Here is a 17,952-nt window from a genome sequence, read left to right on the forward strand (position 1 = left end):
CGCCTTCCTACTTTACTTTTTATAACATCCAAAGTTTTCATATCACCCAACACTTAGCGCACTTTGCAAAATCGAGTTAAACAGCACTTCCCAATCCCTTACGTCGCTTCCCACATTGAACGAGAGGGCTTCCAGATGTACATCAAAACCAGCGGCGTGCTCGGCAACTTCACATGTCAGGTTCCAGTGCGATTGTTCGCCTGAAACGTTGGGGAGTTCCAACTGCTGGCAGGACGCGCCAGCGATATAACCGTCAAAACCCTCTTTTTGGAAGTAACCGAAAAAGGCCATGGGCGACAGCGCCTGTTTGGAAAGCCCCGGATATAACGCCGCTAATTCTTCAGCGTCAAACAGGTAATTTCGGCAGGCTTCACGCACCGCTGCGCTTACTGTCTCTAAGTTATTTATATCGCACAGTGCTTCCTGCTGCCCCACCTCGCTCCGCAACCTTACCCGCACGGGCAAAACCGCCATCAGCGGAGCGATAACCGCCTGCTGCTCCAACCTGTCCCGGCCATGAAATATCATGGAGGTAAGTTGATCGGGTTGATTGTCCAAACGAGCTTTAAACAGCAAAAATACCGCCATGAAGAATTCGGGAACCGTGATCTTCAATCGTGACGTGAGCGTTTCAATCTGCACTTTACGTCCGGCGTCCAAAGTAATGAGCCAAGTGCGCGTGACCCGTTGGGTGCCTTCCACATGAACAGGAAGTGACCAACCCTGCAACCGCTCTCGCCAGAAGTCTGCGTGTTCTTGTCGCAGAGTCGCAAATCCATTGCTATAGAAAAGCTCAGAATAGGTCGCCAAACTGGCACCTGAGGGAGCTTGGCTGTTTTCAGCGGCCAACTCGCTGAATATTTGCATCAAACCAGAACCATCAATACAGGCGTGGGAAAAATCCAACAGCAAAAGTGAACGCCATTCATCGACCACCCACCGGCCGCGGACATTCATGCCGTCCTCCAGCGAAAATGGGCGGATAAAATCGCGCAGGTCCTCTTCCAAAGAACCCAGACTTTGGCGTTTCTCCAGCCGGAATACAAAACGCCTGGCAGGCCGCAAATAGAGTTCGCCGCCGGAAAGAATGAATTGCGCACTGAGGCTTTCATGACGGGAAAGTACCGACTGCATCAGGTTGCGCAGCTGTTTAAGATCAGGTTCAGCGTCGCCGTCGAACGACAAAGCAATAAAGCTGTTGTTATTCAAGTCCTGGGGATTGAGTTTTACCGCTTTGTATATGGCTTTCTGCGCCGGTAGCGCCCGAATCCAGTCCACAGGCACCGTCCCGGTTTGCTCTGTTGAGTGCGCAAACTCCGGCTTCCGTTCCTCGTTTCCCCTTGCTATTTCAGCGTCGATGAGCCCGGCTTGCGACGCCAGATCCAAATGCCTTACGATCGCGCTCAGAGACAATGATACGCTGAACGTCTGCTGTATCCGCGTCATTAGCGCGACAGCCAGCAATGAATGCCCGCCCGCTTCGAAAAAGTGGGATTGACGCCCAATCGCATTCGTATTGAGCAACTCTGCCCACAATTTAGCCAATTCAGCTTCTGTTCCGTTCCGGGGAGGCTGCGCTGTCGTCGTTTGCACCATTGACGCATCGGCGGGAGATGGTAACGCTTTACGATCCAGTTTGCCGTTAGCGGTAAGAGGAAACGCTTCCAGCCAAAGGATGTTGGACGGTGTCATAAACATGGGCAAACACACCTGTAAATGCTCCCTCAGCGCGTGATTCCACGCCTCCTGATCCCTATCAGCATAGCCGGAGGCAGGTGTTACATAGGCGACCAAACGGGCATCCCCCGGAGTATCCTCACGCACCAGCGCCACACACTCTTTCACACTGTCGTGCGATAACAACGCCGCTTCTACTTCGCCCAACTCAATGCGGAAGCCGCGCAACTTGACCTGGAAATCATTACGCCCCAGATATTCAATGTCGCCAGCAGGCAGATACCGGGCCAGATCGCCGGTTCGGTACATAACGTGTCCTAACGCTGGATTAAAGGGATCTTTGATGAACTTTTCCGCTGTCAATTCAGGTTGATTCAGATACCCGCGCGCCACACCCACCCCGGCGATATGAAGCTCGCCCGCCACGCCGACCGGGCAAGGCTGGCCGTAAGCGTCGAGAATATAGAGCTGGATGTTATCAATAGGCCGGCCTATCGGGATCACACCTCCTGTCTCGACAAGACTGCAATTCCAGGCGGTTACGTCAATCGCCGCCTCGGTCGGCCCATACAGGTTATGTAATTTAACATTAGCGAATTGCTCCCGAAACCGATACACGCTGCGCGCTGGCAACGCCTCGCCACTGCAAAACACCCGTTGCAGGCAATCGCCAACTTCTGGAGAAGCCTGATCCAAAAAGGCGGACAGCATCGACGGCACGAAATGCAGGGTGGTTATCCGGCGCTCTCGGATCAGGGCACTCAAATAGGCGGGGTCTTTATGTCCTTCGGGCTTCGCCACTACCAAACGGGAACCGTACATCAGCGGCCAGAAAAATTCCCAAACGGACACATCGAAACTGAAAGGCGTTTTTTGCACAACAGCGTCATCCGCACTCAGTCGATACGCCTTTTGCATCCACACCAAACGATTGACGACGCCGCGATGCTCATTCATAACCCCCTTCGGCTGCCCTGTTGATCCGGAGGTATAGATCACATACGCCAGATGGGAAGAAGTAAGCCCTTTCTCCGCCAGAAGCAAATTGCCGACGTCTTGCCCGGACCATTTCGATTCATCCTCATTCAGGTCAATTACGTTAGCACCGGTGCCCGTGGCGTATTTAGCCAGCAGAGCACGCACCACAGCCGGCACCTCACCATGAGACAGCAAAGCCCGTGGAGCGGCATCACGCAGCATGTAATCAAGCCTTTCGCCGGGATAATGAGGGTCAAGAGGCACATAAGCTCCCCCGGCTTTCAGCACCGCCAGCAACGCAACCACCATTTCCATGCTGCGCTCCATGCAGACTCCCACCAGCGTATCCGGGCCAACGTCCAGATCCGCTCTTAGAAACCGGGCCAGTTGGTTCGCTTTTTGGTTCAATTGCGCATAGCTCAACGCCTCATTTTCAAACACAACAGCAATAGCATCCGGCGTCCGTTGCACCTGCTCTTCAATCAAGGTATGAAGACAAGCCTGTTGCGGAAAGTCAGATTCAGTCTGGTTCCATTGCCGCACCAGTTTGTCTTTTTCCTGTGCCGGCAACGGGTTAATCCGACCGATTATTCTTTCCGGCGCACTTTCCAGCACAGCGACGATTTCCTGCAACGTCGTCTGGAAGTAGTCACAAACCAGCTCAGGATCAAGGCCCTGTTCAACCTGTGCATTGACGACAAAGTCTTTGGCGAAATCATCGACATTGATAGAAATCGGATAACTGGTCCGCTCCATAATTCCGGAATAACTGAGTCCATCCACAGAGGAAGGATTCGCAGCCTGAAATGGGTCTTTCGAAGGGACGTTCCGCACCTCACTGTGGCGATAATTCAGCAATGAGGTGAACAAAGGCGTCGTTCCCTTCGTTTGTGCCGATTTCTGCGCCAGCGCCAATGGCGCTTGTTCATGTTTGACCAACTGCATCAGGGTATTCTGCACAGCCCAGAGACACTCAAATACAGGAAGGTTATGCAAATTCACCCGAATCGGCAGCGTGTTGATAAACTGCCCCATTGTATTTTCGGAACCCACGCCCGCAAACATGCGCCCCAGCAAGACCGTGCCGAAGACAACGTCGTCACACCCGGTCAGGCAGGCGATTACCCTGGCCCAGGCCAGGTGAAAAACCGCGGCGACGCTGACGCCGTGCACTTTAGCCTGTTGACGTATTTGATCGCACAAATAGTCCTGTAACGGCCGCCAGGCTTCCACCACCACAGCGTCGCCTCCCAAATATTCATCTGCGCCAAAAGGCGATGGAGCCGGCTCATAATCCCGCAACATGGTGTCGAAGAATGCTTTTTGCTCTTCCGCACCCATTGTGCTGAAAAGCCCCTCCCTCTCCTGACTGAACGAGATGGGTGAAGTCGGCTCAAGCGGTTTTGAAAGCAGTTGCGCTGCTATTTCCTGTAGCATTTTTTCTACAGTCACATGATCCACTGTCATATGGTGGAGCAAGTGCAGCAACACCCACTCGTCCCGTTTTGCGTCATAGCAATAAAGACAACGTTGCAAAGGGGCCTTGGCAATATCGAAACGCTGCATGGCGGGCTTGCAGTACTGTTTCAATGCGGTCAGCGGATCGTCGCAATCCGTCGCGGGTTTCAGCTCTTCCGCGGTTAATTCAGCTTCCCGCCAAACCACCTGAACCGGCTGAGAAAGCCCTTCGTAATGGATGCTGACGCGAAACGCGTCATAACGGGCAATCGTGCAGCGCAAGGCGTCGATGTAAGCGTGCAATAAGTCTGCGTTGCGGAAACGGGCGACTTGCCAGAGCACATAGGGATCTCCCGCCAAATTCGTCAGATAGTGATAGATCATTCCCTGCTGCAACGGCCCCAGGGGACAAATATCTTTAATATTGGCAAGACCGCCGGGAATGACGGCAGCCAGAGCGTCGATTTCCGTTTGGTCGATCTGCGCCCAGAGAGACGCTTCCTCCGTAGAGCGCCCCGCTATTTCTGCACCAGTCCCTAGTGGGTCGTACGCCCGCAACTGCGTCGCCAGCTCGGATAAGACAGGATGCTGATACAAAGTGTGCGCATCCACAATGAATCCACGGCGACGCAGAGCCAGCATCATTTTCACGGTAAGCAACGAGTGGCCGCCTAGGTTAAAGAAGTGTGAATTTCTGCCGACATTTTTAACGCCGAGCAGCTCACTCCATACCTCAACCAAGGTTTGCTCCAACTTATTTTTCGGCGGTTCAATTTTGACTTGAAAATCCATCCGTCCAAGATCTTCATCAGACAGCGACTGCAACAACGGCTTAGTAAGCATAACTCTCTTCCTTTAACTCAATAAGTTGACCGTTTTTCATGGTGATCAGGGTGTCAGCCTCCGAAAAATATTCGTCATCATGGGTCACGACAAAAACGATGCGCCCCTGGGCTTTCAACATAGGAAGCCATTCTCTATAAAATCTGGCTTTGGCGCGGGGATCTTGATCAGCTGCCCATTCGTCCAGGACCACCAGAGGGCTAGGATCGGCCAACAGCATGGCCAAAGAAAGACGCTTGCGCTGACCCGTTGACAACTTGATGTTGTCGAAGGCACCGTCACACAAAAGAGTCGCTTTTTGGGCGAGTCCCAACAACGCGATGTTCCGGTTGATGACCTCCCGCGACTGCAATAACGCAGGGTCATAAACCCGTTTGAGTAACCAATTATCGCTAAAGATTACCCGCGTCTGCTCCAGCAATTGACATTGGGAAACGGCTTCACCATTTATCTTTACCGCCCCTTGCACAGGCGCGTACAAGCCCGCCAGAATCATAGCCAGCGTACTCTTGCCGGAGCCATTGCCGCCGGTCAGAAAATAGCTTTTCCCCCTTTCCGCTTTCAATGAGACGGGCCCTACGCCAAAGCACTCTCCTTCTCCTGCTGTGGCCGGGTAGTGAAAACATACAGCAGACAGTTCAAGCGTCTTCACATCCTGAATCTGCGGCGGCGTCCCCGATGGGGAATCTGCCTGCATCGACTGACTGAACGCCACCATATTATTCATGAGACTCTTCAGCCTGATCAGCTCCGGCATGGCTGCCATCACCGCGTTAAGCGGCCCAATGAGGTATAGCAGAATGATCAGGTACTCTTTCGACGCGTCGCCGTCAAAACGGGGGATCAGCAGCGGAAACACCAAAGCCACCGCAACCAGTAACGCCGTGAGCAATGACTCGCCGATAAAGAACGCATTTAAAAAGCCGCGGTCGTACTGAATTCTCAAAGCCTTAAAACGATCCGACACGACCTGTGCATGACGATAGAAACTGCGTTTTACCGCTGCACGCCGCAGTCCTTTGTAGCCTTTCTGCAAATCCTCCACGGTGTCCATAAACTCGCTACGGGTGCTTAACGCCTGAGGCATGATGCGATTGGCGCGTTCGGAAACGTAGTAATAGAGCCCGATCATGGGCAATGCGCAGGCCAATAGCACAGAGGTAGCCAGGGGCGACTTGAACACCATCAGATAAGAGAACAAAAAGACGATGGTTAACAAATTGGCGAAGAAAGGAACGAAAGCCAGGACGCTTTTAGCCAGCTCTTGCGAATCCTCCCCGATGACAGACTGTATTTTCCCCGGCGATAACCGCTCAATGTTTTTATAATCCGACGCCAGCAATTTTCGAATGATCTCCATTCTCCAGCCCTGCACGAAGGAATGCCCAAAGCGCATAATCTGTTGTTCTGCGGCTCGACGTGCGGAAATATAGAAGTAGATGCAGTTGAACAGCAGGACGGCGCTGTACAACAAATTCGCCGACGGACTTTCGATAGCCTGAATGATGCATAAGACCAGCGCGGAATTGAGCAGTCCGGAAATGACTGTCAGACCAACAACTTTAGCGATCATCAGAGAGGAAAATGTCTTGCTTGTGTATCCATCGCTGGATTGCGCCACCAGGAAAAAGAACAGCATGACAGCGTTGACGAAGAAGATCAGCCCTATGGCAGCAACAGGCAAACTTAAGGGCCCCCAAACAAGCAGATTTGACCAGCCCAATCCCAACAACAGCGGAGGGGTAATCGCAAGCACGGACACAAGAGCCATGTTCTGCACGATGAGCCGGCAGAGGAAAGATCGCCAACCTCTGTTTTCAGCGGACTGCACGAAGCTTTCCTGTATTATCGCGCTCTCCACACGGCTCGCGAGGACACTTGCGTTGTCGGCGTCAGTCTCATCACTCCCGCCTTTATCCTTTTTCCCTCTTTTATACATTACCGCCAGTAAAATCAGCGTTCCACCCAGCCAGAAAATACCTGCCGCTACCGTGGAAGCCCTGTCTCCCATGTCAGCGGAGAAGCTCGCCGGCAAGCTTTCCGGCAAGACACTGCGCAGGTGTTCGAATATCGCCTGCCCCAGTTGGATCACTTGGGGGCTGTTGCTATTACCTAATAAGGAAACGCCCACGCCGGCCTTCGGGTCAAATGCGATATAAGCTGTGGCATTGGGATTCTGCCCCAAGTGGCTCCAGTTGGTGGTTGCGTCGGTTTCCACATCCCAGCCATAGGCATACCCCGCGTCACCCTCACCGCCATAAGGACGCTTCGCCTGTTCCAACGCCGCGTATAACGCAGACAACTTTTTATCGCTATCACCATCGCCGTTAATCAACGGCAGCCGGTGCAGCAAGAACTGTAACCAAATAGCCATATCCTGCGGAGTACTGAGCACATAACCCGCCGGCGTATTTTGCCAATAACGGGGCGCGTCATACGGCTGGGCAGCGGTAAAGCTGATTTTATACCCCGGAACACGCGTAGACGCAGCAGCGGCTCCCTCCACCGTCGTATCCTTCATTCCCAAAGGCAGAAAGATCTTTTCCCGCAACAACGTCGCAAACGATTTCCCCGTAGCCCGTTCAGCCACCAAACCCAACAGACTGTAATTCAGCGTGGCGTACTCTTCCCTGGCACCAACCGGATAAGCCAGCGGGATTTCTTTCAGCGATGCCGGCAGTTGCGATAAAGCATCGGGAGCACTGTTAGGTTGCAGGAGATCGAGCGTATTTCCTGCGATACCGCTGGTATGGAACAACAGGTTTTTAATCTGAATTGCGGAGTACCCCATTTCCGGACGCTCCGCAAATTCCGGTATCCACTGCGTAATAACGTCCTGCGGGTTGAGCACGCCTTCCTGTTCCAGCACCGCAATCAACAGGCCGGTAAAGGCTTTGGAGCAGGAGGCAAGTTCGAACGCGCCGGTTTCTGCTTTGCCCAGTCGCAGCGTACGCACTTTATCGCCGACTACGACGCTCATCCCCCCCGTGGGAACCTGATCGACGTCCCAACGACGACTCAGTTCGCCGACTATCTGCTCCAGGTCAGCGCTTTGCTTCGGGTTGGTGGTATCAGCGAAAACACGCCCCACCAGCGCGAGGTAGATTGCAACTAAAAAAACGCCTAAGCGGATCAATCCAGCGTTACTCATTGACTTCGCTCTCCTGCCTGGACGCTGCACCGCGCAATTTGCGGCGGGCCTGCAATGTGCGGCGTTTATCTCCCGACCCTTGTTGCGGCGTCTGTGGCTCTCCTTCCTCGGATTGCGACGGCGCCAGCTCTTTACTCAACTCCCGCAAGGAGGCAGCCTTAAACAGCAATGTCACCGGTATCTCCCGCTCCAGTCGTTGCTCCAGTCTTTTGGCGAACTGGATAAGGTCCAGTGAGGTAGCACCCAGAGTGAAGAAGCTGGCATCCACGTCCAGACCGTCGATTCCCAGAAATCCTTCCAACATGGTGCGCATCGCCGGTAGTAAGTCGTCCGCATTCGCGCCTTTAAGTGACTCGCAAGCAGATACACCGACGGTTCCCTGTACATCCAGAGTTGAGGCAGAACTAAACAGCATCTGCTGGGTATGCCGTTGCTTTTCCAAAACGGAGCCGATGGGAAGTTTAGAAACAGCGATATAGGGCAACCTGGTTTGATGAACAAGCGCTGCCATAGCCATGGCTATTTGCGTTCCTTCCAGGTTAGATAATCCTTCCTCCTGCAATTTTTCAACAAAGCTGACCGCTTTGTTGCGCTCTTCCATCGCGATAACAATCTTGCCGATATGTCGCCCCTGAGCCATAAACTGAAATGCGTCGGCAATCTCTTTGGCGGGATAAGCTTTTGTCGGCAAAGGCTTAAGTGTTTCGTCTTCCAACAGCACCGCCACCTCAGCCCAGGCTTCCTGATAGGCGGGATGCTCAGCGCCCGCCTGCACAGCGTGGAAACTGCCGCCCTCCGCAAAAATCGACAGTCCCAATTTCCAGTTTTGCAGAATGTCCCGTAAGCCAAGCTCCAGGAATCGGCCCTGTGGTGCCAATAAAGAGATACTTTCTTCCAGCATTTCCCCCGCCAAAGCGTTGAGAATCACATCGAAAGGCCGGTCGCCCAGCTCGCTGCGGAAGGCTTCTCCGAACTCCCGTGTTCTGGAGTTCGCCGCCCCTTGAGCACCCATGTCTTTGAGCAACCAGCGCTTTTCTTCGCTGCCCGCAGTCACCCAAACCTCTGCCCCCAAATACAGAGCGATCTGCATTGCTGCCATGCCAACACCGCTAGCAGCGGAATGGATCAAGATGCGTTCGCCCTTTTTCACATTAGCGGCGTGCTTTAAGGCGATCCAGGCGGTGGTAAAAGCGACCGGAACCCCTGCGGCTTGTTGAAAACCAAGCATCTGTGGAATAGGCGCGACAACGCTCTGCGGCATAACAACATGTTCAGCCAGACAGCTATGTCCCGCACACATCACGCGATCACCGACGCGAATGCCTTTAACTTCCCGCCCGACACGGGTGATAACACCCGCAGCCTCCTGACCAAAGGTCATTGTCGGGTCGGCGGGAGCCGGCAACACGCCGAGAGCGATCAACACGTCCTTAAAGTTAAGTCCCACCGCCTTAACCTGAATTTCCACGTCCAGTGGACCAGGTTCTTTACGTGCTTCAAGTTGCGAGGTAAAAGAAAAACCCACTCCTCCTTCTTCGCCTCCACACAGGCGCATGACGGTGTGCTGTGCTGCGTCCGCGCGATCATCATCAGCAACTTGAACCGGCGCTGTCTTGTCATCCTGTAACGCAGCGGAAACGTTAACCAATAGCAGATCGCTAATCGCCACCAGCAGCGCGTTCTCTTCCGAATAAATATTCACCTGCAACAACTTATTGGTGCCCAGACTCTGCATCTGGACACGGCTTTTCACTCTGTCACACATGGGAGCGAATTGGGTGAAAGCGCCGATTGAGACGGGCGCAAACTGCACATCTTCATCCTCCGGAGAAGCGATCAACGTCGCGGTATCTAACAGTGCAACATGAAGACCAGATGCCTCTGCTTCGCCCTGATATGCGGTTGGAAGCTGTAACAGATTCACCACTTCATTGGTTGCAGTCTGGTCAACCGAGATCACGTTTCGCCAGCGGGGGCCGAATGTCAGCACGCCTTTTGGACTAACGCCGACGTTGTCACTGGTGCTAAACAAGTTCAAGACAGACTGGGAAGAGATGGTTTCATAGGAAAGCGAAACATGACCGCTGCGGGGTTTAATTTTACCGCCAGCATGTTTAAGCCAGGTCTCATGGGAGAACTCGCCGTTGCCCGAGAATATCTCAACGGTGCCCAAGTCGTCCGCAAAGACCACGGCAATATCAAGCTCCGCGTCGTCAGCTACCACCAACGGCCTCTCAATGACAAATTCCTCTAATGAGAACGCTTCCACTACCGGAGTTCGCAATTCGGTCAATGCACGATGGGCCAGAACCACCATTCCCATCGCCGGCATCACGGCAGTTGACGCATCAATACGATGCTCGTCCAGCCACCAATCATCCCTGGCACGCAACGGTTGTCGCCAGATTGAGGTACCGGACGTCACAGCCTTTGCCGGATTCTTGAGCGCACGATCCCATTGTTGCGCGGAGCGTGTCGCCATGCCTGATTCCGACCAGTCATCCCAGGCAATAGCCAGCGCTTTGCCGCCTTTGGCACGGACCTGATCCGCATAAGCTTCCAGACAGGCGTTGGCTGCAACATAGGCGATCTGCCCGACCTTTTCCTTAGGCAGTAAATTGCCCAAACTGGAGAACAACAACAGTGCCGGGTTGCCAAGTCTATTCAGGTTATCGCAGAGGAAACGGGTTCCTGTCACCTTGGGTGCCAATGTTGCAACAGATTCTGCCTCAGAGCGCATCTGCAACATCGCTCCCTCTCCCCGGCCAGCAGTATGGAACACGTAATCAATTCCCACGCCTTGCGCCACCAATTGGAATACCGGCGCAAAAGCCTTCGCCAGCGATTCATCGTCGCCCAGATCCGCATGCAACAACTCTACCCGGCTTCCCCTGTCTTCAAGACTCAGAGCCCATTGCAGCAGCCCCGCGTGGGGGCCATTGCTTTCAATCTCCGCCATCCAATCCCGTCTTTTCGGCAGAGACTTGCGCACCAACAGTAAGAGATTACAGTGATAAACCTGCGCTAAATATTCAGCGATAGCCACGCCCATACCACCATTGGCACCGGTGATAAGCACCCAACTGTTGCGACTGATATCCGGTAGCGCATGTGTCAAAGCCTGTTTTTGCACGCGCGCAGTGACTCGCCGCTGCCAAAAGCCATCCCGGCGGTAACAGTAAAACTGGCCGCCGCACCAATCCTGACCTATCCAGGGTTGTAATCCACGTGCAACGTTCTCCGCTTCCGAATTCGCCAGATCCACGCAGAGGACAGTCATGTTGGGATACTCTTCCGGCAGGATCAGCAGCGGGCCAAGAAGCTGGTTTTTTTCTGCATTCAGCGTCTGCGCGCCACTCCATGCCGCCATTTCCGTCGCGGGGAAAAACAGCCGCATTTTCGGTGCAGGGTTTTGGGCTGCGCTCCATCTCGCCAGGACGGTGGGCAGCCAGAACGCCCAGAACTGCGCCTGCCGTGCGTCTAGATCATCCAGTAATCCGGTGATAATGACGTCCATAGCGGCAGACGCCTGTAATCCTTGTTGCGATAACCAGTCTTCCAACTCTGCGTAGATGTTGGCGAAATCGCCCCGCCAAGATGCACACTCGATAAATTTCAGTTCACCGTTATTCAGTCCCAGAGCCCCAGACAGACTGCGTTCTCTTTCCGTAATCTGTTGGCAAATTATCCAGGTTGTCGGCACGTCCTCCGACTTGGCTGCTCCCTCCGGAACGGCTGCATTAACCTTTTCCCACTCCAATCCGTAATAATGCGAGCCGAAAAACAGGGATGAGATGGTCTGAGCGGCCTTCACGCCCGGTTGCGGAGTGCGCTCTTGCTGGAAACAGATATGGCGTTCAAAAGCATGGCCGGGCAAGTGCATTTTCTTTATGGGGAGGGTTATGGAACATTCGGCAGATGCGTGCGGGTGAATCCTGGCCCACTCAATGCCGCCACCATGCGTCCAGACTTTGGCAATAAACTGTAACGTCGCATTCACCTCGTGATCCGCTCCGCCGGTGCCTAAGGTCGGAACCAACCTTTCCACATCCAGGCGCAACCATTTACGCGCGTGCTGCAACAGATCCATACCGGCCCCTATTTGAGCGAAGAGTGACACAGGATGATCCTGCTCCATTTGCTTTAAAGCAGCTCCCCATTGCACAGGGGCCAGCATTTGATTGACCCAATATTGCGAGTCACACATCTCGTCCGCTTCGATTTTCCGGCCCAAAGCGGTTGAATAGACAGCACACTGTGCCGGTTGCAGATTATAGTTTTTCAGCAAGTCGCCAAACGCTTTCGCCGCCGGTTCAATCAAAGGTGTATGGAAGGCGTGGGATACCGCCACCCTCTTAAAAGTCATGCCTTGCTGCGTTAACCAATTCTCCGCGTCTGCGGCCATTCTCTCTTCCGTAGCCAACGTCCAAGTTCCCGGGCTGAGTTCCGATATGCGCCAAAGCGTCGCCGGAAAATCGCCGTCAAAACCTTTCTTACAGCTAACGGCAAAGACGGCACCTTTTGGCATGGAATCCATCAGCCCCGCCCGGGCAACCACCAACTCCATCCCCTTTTCAGGGCTGAATACGCCGGCAATAGCCGCCGCCGCGAATTCTCCCAGGCTAAACCCGGACAAAGCTGTGGGCTTGCAGCCAAGCCTCTGTAACCAAACGCCCAACGACACCTGAGCCGCATATAAAATGGGCTGGAGGTAATAGGTTGATAGTTGTTCAGGCCGCTTAACGCATTCGATTAAGGTTTCTTTATCAACAGATAATAGTGCCGCGGCTTTATCCAACAGCTCCAGATAGATTTCACCGAACGCCGGATATTCTGCCGCAAGGCGCAAGCCCATTTCCGGCGATTGCGAACCCTGCCCTGGAAACAGCCAAACGAGCCCTTCCATTGCTTTATAAGCACCATCCATTAGAGCCCAGTTATCAAGCTGTCGTTTCCAATCGTCGTTATTGTTAGCGACAAAGGCGGCACGCCTTGGGTATTCGGTCCGGTTTTCCTGCAACTGCCGGGCAATGACTTCAAGGTTTGAAGATCCCTCTTTGACTACGCTAAGGTGAGTCGAATAAGCCTCCACCAATCGCGCCAGCGCCCAAGGAGATTTGGCCGAGAGCGGCAGTATTTGCGCGGGTTCCTTACTCTCTACAGAGCCAGTATTGCTTTCCGAGTAAAGAACTTTGTCTTTACCGGCTGTTTCCGGCGGCTGTTCAAGCAACATATGAACATTAGTTCCACCTATGCCGAATGAGCTGACGCCAGCGCGCCGAATCGCCTGCTGCGCCGGCCAGTCGGCGGCTTGAGTCGGCACCCAAAACGGCGTCTTGTCCAGCGCCAAATGCGGATTCGGTTTATTGAAGTGCAACGAAGGCGGCATTTTACCAAAACGGACACTCAAGGCCGCCTTTATCAGTCCGGCGATACCGGCGGCAGAATCCAAATGCCCCATGTTGGACTTGACACTGCCCACCGCGCAGCGGAATTGACTGAGTTCGTCTGGAGAGAGCAGTTCCCGGGCGACCTTATTCAGCGCCTGAATTTCGATAGGGTCGCCAAGTACGGTGGCGGTACCGTGCGCCTCGATCATGCCCAGGCTCGAAAATGGCATGTCCGCCACCCGATATACCTGCGAGATGACCTCCGCCTGTCCCTGAATGCTGGGAGCCTCAAAGCTCACTTTTCTATCACCGTCATTGTTCATGCCGGATTCGACGATAACGGCATGAATAGGGTCGCCGTCCGCGAGTGCGTCTTCCAAAAGCTTTAACAGCACTATCCCCACACCGTTGCCATTCACCGTACCTTTACCATCATAGGCGAACGTCTTACAGTGCCCGTCAGGCGATAGGATCATACCATCCTGATACAAATAGCCTCCCGCCACCGGGTCAGTGATGCATGCCCCACCAGCCAGCGCCATTTCGCACTCGCCGGCCAGAAGCGCTTTGCAGGCCAGATGCACCGCTGACAATGAGGTCGAGCAGGCAGTCTGCACATGCACCGCAGGCCCGTTCAATTTCATGCGATAAGCAATTTGTGCCGCGAACGCAGCCGGGTCGTTATAGTTACCGACATCAAACATTTCCGAGATATCCTGACTGGCTCCCGCGAATTGACCCAGCCGCTCCAGATTCAACGTAGAGCCGATAAAAACGCCGGCGTTTAACATCAACTCACCAGGGGACAATCCCGCGTCAAGAAAGGCGTTGAAACTGACTTCGTGCAGCACCCGGAGTTGCGGGTCCATTTTCCGCGCTTCCCGTTGCGAGTAGCCGAAAAATTCATAATCAAAACATTCTGCGTCCTCAAGGGAAGCTTTCGCAGGGACGTAATTGGGAAGGTCGATGCTCTCAGGCGGCGCGCCAACAGCCAAAAGTTCTTCCCGAGAGAAAAACGACACCAATTCCCGCCCCGCCAACAGATTGTTCCAAAAGCTTCGCCAGTCTGGACTTTTGGGAAATCTGCAAGCAATGCCAATAATAGCGACTTCATTACCGGTATATTCACGCTTCATGATACTAAACTTCCTTTTACTTTACGCCGCCTGTCCGCCAGTCTGCTTTTACCTGACCGGGCCGACGAGAGAGTATATTCTTGGGATAGCTGCTTGCCGGAATCTGATCGAACGACTTCGTCGTCCGCATTTTCGGCAGACAAATTGCTCTGCTTGATCCAGTCTGCGAAGGAGGCAATGGTCGGGTATTCAAATAAGACGGCAACGCCGATTTCCTGCTTGAACGCCTGCTGCATCTGAGATTGCAGCGCGATTATCTTTATCGAGTCGCCGCCTGCATCGAAGAAATTAATGTTTGCAGCAACGACCTGGTTTTCCAGAACCGCGCTCCAGATAGCCTGCACTTTCGCTTCTACCGCATCTGTCAACGGCACATGATTCACGGAGGCCTGCGTTTGCAGTCGTTGAACCGCGTACTCCTGTAGTCGTTTACGATCGACCTTGCCGGTAATGGTGCGTTCAAAACCGTCTGCAACCACAATGAGCGCGGGTATCCACGACTCCGGAAAATGCTGGCGGATGTGTTCTCGCACACGGAATTCCAGCATCGCAGGCTGTTCGCCGCTATCGACGAAAAGATGCCATTGTCGCTTCCCTTCCCGTATCGTCGCCGGCAGCAAACAACAGGCTTTAACCGCCTCTAACACTTCAACGGTGCGCTCCAGTTCACGGGGTTCAATGCGAACGCCGTTCACTTTCACCTGATCGTCAATCCGTCCCAAGTACTTAAAACCTGACTCACGAGAAAAAGTGACCGCGTCACCAGTGCGATAAAAAGATTGCTCATTGTATTTGATGAAATATTTATCGGATTCAAGCGGATTGGTAGCGTAGCCGTGAGCAACCGCCGTGCCTCCCACCCAAAGCTCACCGCGGACACCTGCGGGCAGCGGCTTGCCGAATACGTCCGCGCAGTAGGCAGTGACGTTTTGAATTGGCCAGCCTAAGGATATTTCCGTGGTAAGAGATTGTTTGGCGCTGAGGCAATCCACAGTCGTCTCACTGGGACCATAGTGGTTGCTGACGGCGTAGCCCTGTTTCAACAGGTCATCCCTAAGCCGTTTAGGTAACTCTTCGCCCCCGAATATCCACAATCGCATGGCAGGGAAGAATGGCGCACCGTGAATGAGCTGCGCGATAGCCCCTGGAATAAAGTTGATTAGCGTGATTGATTCATCCCGCAGCAGATCGATGAACATCTGTCGCTCCAGCAATACATTGGGCGATGGATATATCAGCGTGGCGCCAACGACGAAGCTGGCAAACAGATCTTCCACGCTGGGGTCAAAATTCAAATCGGTTAGCCCGAGCACCCGGTCAGCAGGCGCAAGGCCGGTTTCCCTGACAAACCAGTCCAGCAAGTTCGCCACCGATTCATTACGGATGGAGATGCCTTTAGGCGTGCCGGTGGTTCCTGAGGTGAAAATGAAGTAAAACTCGCCTTCAGGCCGCCGGTTGCGCCATAGCGTCGGTTCGTCAGAGGACGGCGACGACGTCATTTCCGACTCAACATCTAACAACAAGTGATGCCCAATATCGGCACCGATCTCCCTGTTCAGAGAAGCGCCACATAAGACAATGCTGCAATTCGCCAAAGCTAACATGTTTTTTTTACGTTGCAGCGGATCTTTCGGATTTACGTAGAAGTAACTACCGCCACTGAACAATATCGCCAGTATCGCCTGGGTGGATAACAGCCCCTTTTCAAGGTGGACGGCCACTCTGTCGCCAGGGACGAAACCCGACACCCGTAGCCGTTCCTGCAAGGCACAAACGCCCCGCAACAGCTCGCGATTGCTGATACGATGCTGTCCGTCGATCAAACTTATCTCTTGGGGAGACTCACTAAGGCGCTGATAAATACCTAGCAGCAATGCATTGATATCCAGCGTTTGCGCATTTTGCTCCCCCATCACCAGAGCGCGCGCCTCTGCGCCGTTCGGACTGAGTTTTAAAGCCAGATCTTCAACCAACACATCCGAGGAACGCTTAACCAAATCCGCCGCCAAAGATTCAAAAGCGTTAAACGCCGTTTTTATCGCGGCAGGATCACCTTCAAAAGCCTCCCCCGTGCTTAACCCGACTTGCCATCGATCCACACCGGAAACCGTCAGAGTTAGGCCAAAATGCGTCGTCTCTTCGCTATGTAAATCCGTCAGAAACGCACCATAACCGGCGTCCTGCAACGTGGCATCGATGGGATAGTTATCGAAGACGACGATAGAGTCATAGAGTTCGTCACGTATCCCCGACTCTTCTCTTATCGCCAGGGGCGGTGTTTTTTCATGTTTCTGCGCCTGTTGCAGTGCCTGAAAAACGGCACGCAACGCCGTATCCAGGTTCCATTTGCCGTCGAGCGTAAGAATCAGCGGCACAGTATTAATGAACAGCCCCAGAGGTTGGCAGTCGGCGTTTTGCGTTAAAGCCGCTCCCCTTCCGGAAAATGTGCAGCCGAAAGCGACTGTTTTTTGGAAGGTAAACTTGGTCAGCACCAACGCCCAACACAAATAAACGAAGCTTGCCGGAGTAACGCCAGCGTGGCGACAAAGCAACTCTATCGCTGCTTTACGCTCTTCGTCCCACATGCTGTTCACCACCACTTTTTCGCCTGTTTTTCGCTTGGTCGCGGAATGATCGGAGGAACGGAACAGTGGCTCAACCAGCAGTTTTGTCGTCGCAGAGGCTTCTCCGTCAGGCAGGCGTTGGAAAACGCTTCGCCAGTGTTCGCGACTGAGCCCCAGATCTTCTTTACTTAACCCTTTCCAGAGTTGTTGCGCATACAGTCGTGAGGTTAGAGAGACGATCTTTTGTTTACGCAATCCCTGTAGCCAAAGGGAAATCAGCAGCGAACTACTCCAGCCATCCATCAGAATATGGTGAAAGGAGAAGGTGATGCTTAAGGTTCCCGCATGAACATCGTGGAAACAAACGATCCGGAATACCGCAGTGTCCAACTCAAACGGCGTCGCTCTCGACTGCGCCAGCCAATCGAGGCAGCGTTGCTTTATCGACGGCTGCGGGTCAGCCGGATCCACGCGGACATATTCAAGCGAGATCCGCGGCAATGCGTATATGACCTGATGGGGAACACGAATTCCTTTCCAGACAAAAACCGACCGCAGAGCAGGCTGTGACTGCTGTATCTGACGCCATACATCGAGAACCTCTTCTTCACCGGCGTCAGCTTTCAGGCTGAATGCCACGCCGATGTGATAGGCGCTATTTCCATCTTTTAATGCATGAAACAGCAACCCGTTCGCTTGCGGCGTCATTTGCAGCAATTCTTCAATATAGTTGGTATAGCTGGACCGCATCATAC

4 protein-coding genes are annotated in these 17,952 nt (G+C 53.5%); all 4 read right to left on the reverse strand.

What is annotated here, in order from left to right; translation table 11 throughout:
- Positions 1-42: 42 nt before the first annotated feature.
- The 4 genes from PTE_RS14840 to PTE_RS14855 are packed head-to-tail and all read right to left on the reverse strand — an operon-like array spanning position 43 to position 17,950.
- A complete protein-coding gene (locus tag PTE_RS14840; RefSeq protein WP_081738236.1) occupies positions 43-4,956 on the reverse strand; it encodes a non-ribosomal peptide synthetase in 4,914 nt (1,637 codons plus the stop codon).
- Entirely contained in the window at positions 4,946-8,107 is a 3,162-nt protein-coding gene (locus PTE_RS14845) for a serine hydrolase (RefSeq protein ID WP_036847943.1), read from the reverse strand. The genes PTE_RS14840 and PTE_RS14845 overlap by 11 nt, the downstream gene beginning before the upstream one ends.
- Entirely contained in the window at positions 8,100-14,633 is a 6,534-nt protein-coding gene (locus PTE_RS14850; protein WP_036847945.1) for a type I polyketide synthase, read from the reverse strand. Before PTE_RS14850 ends, PTE_RS14845 begins: the two co-directional genes overlap by 8 nt.
- Positions 14,630-17,950 (reverse strand): AMP-binding protein, encoded by a 3,321-nt coding sequence (locus PTE_RS14855; protein ID WP_198539146.1) that lies wholly within the window; start codon positions 17,948-17,950, stop codon positions 14,630-14,632. Before PTE_RS14855 ends, PTE_RS14850 begins: the two co-directional genes overlap by 4 nt.
- Positions 17,951-17,952: the final 2 nt, after the last annotated feature.

Source organism: Photorhabdus khanii NC19, from assembly GCF_000517265.1.
In the GTDB taxonomy this organism is placed as follows: Bacteria; Pseudomonadota; Gammaproteobacteria; order Enterobacterales; family Enterobacteriaceae; genus Photorhabdus; species Photorhabdus khanii.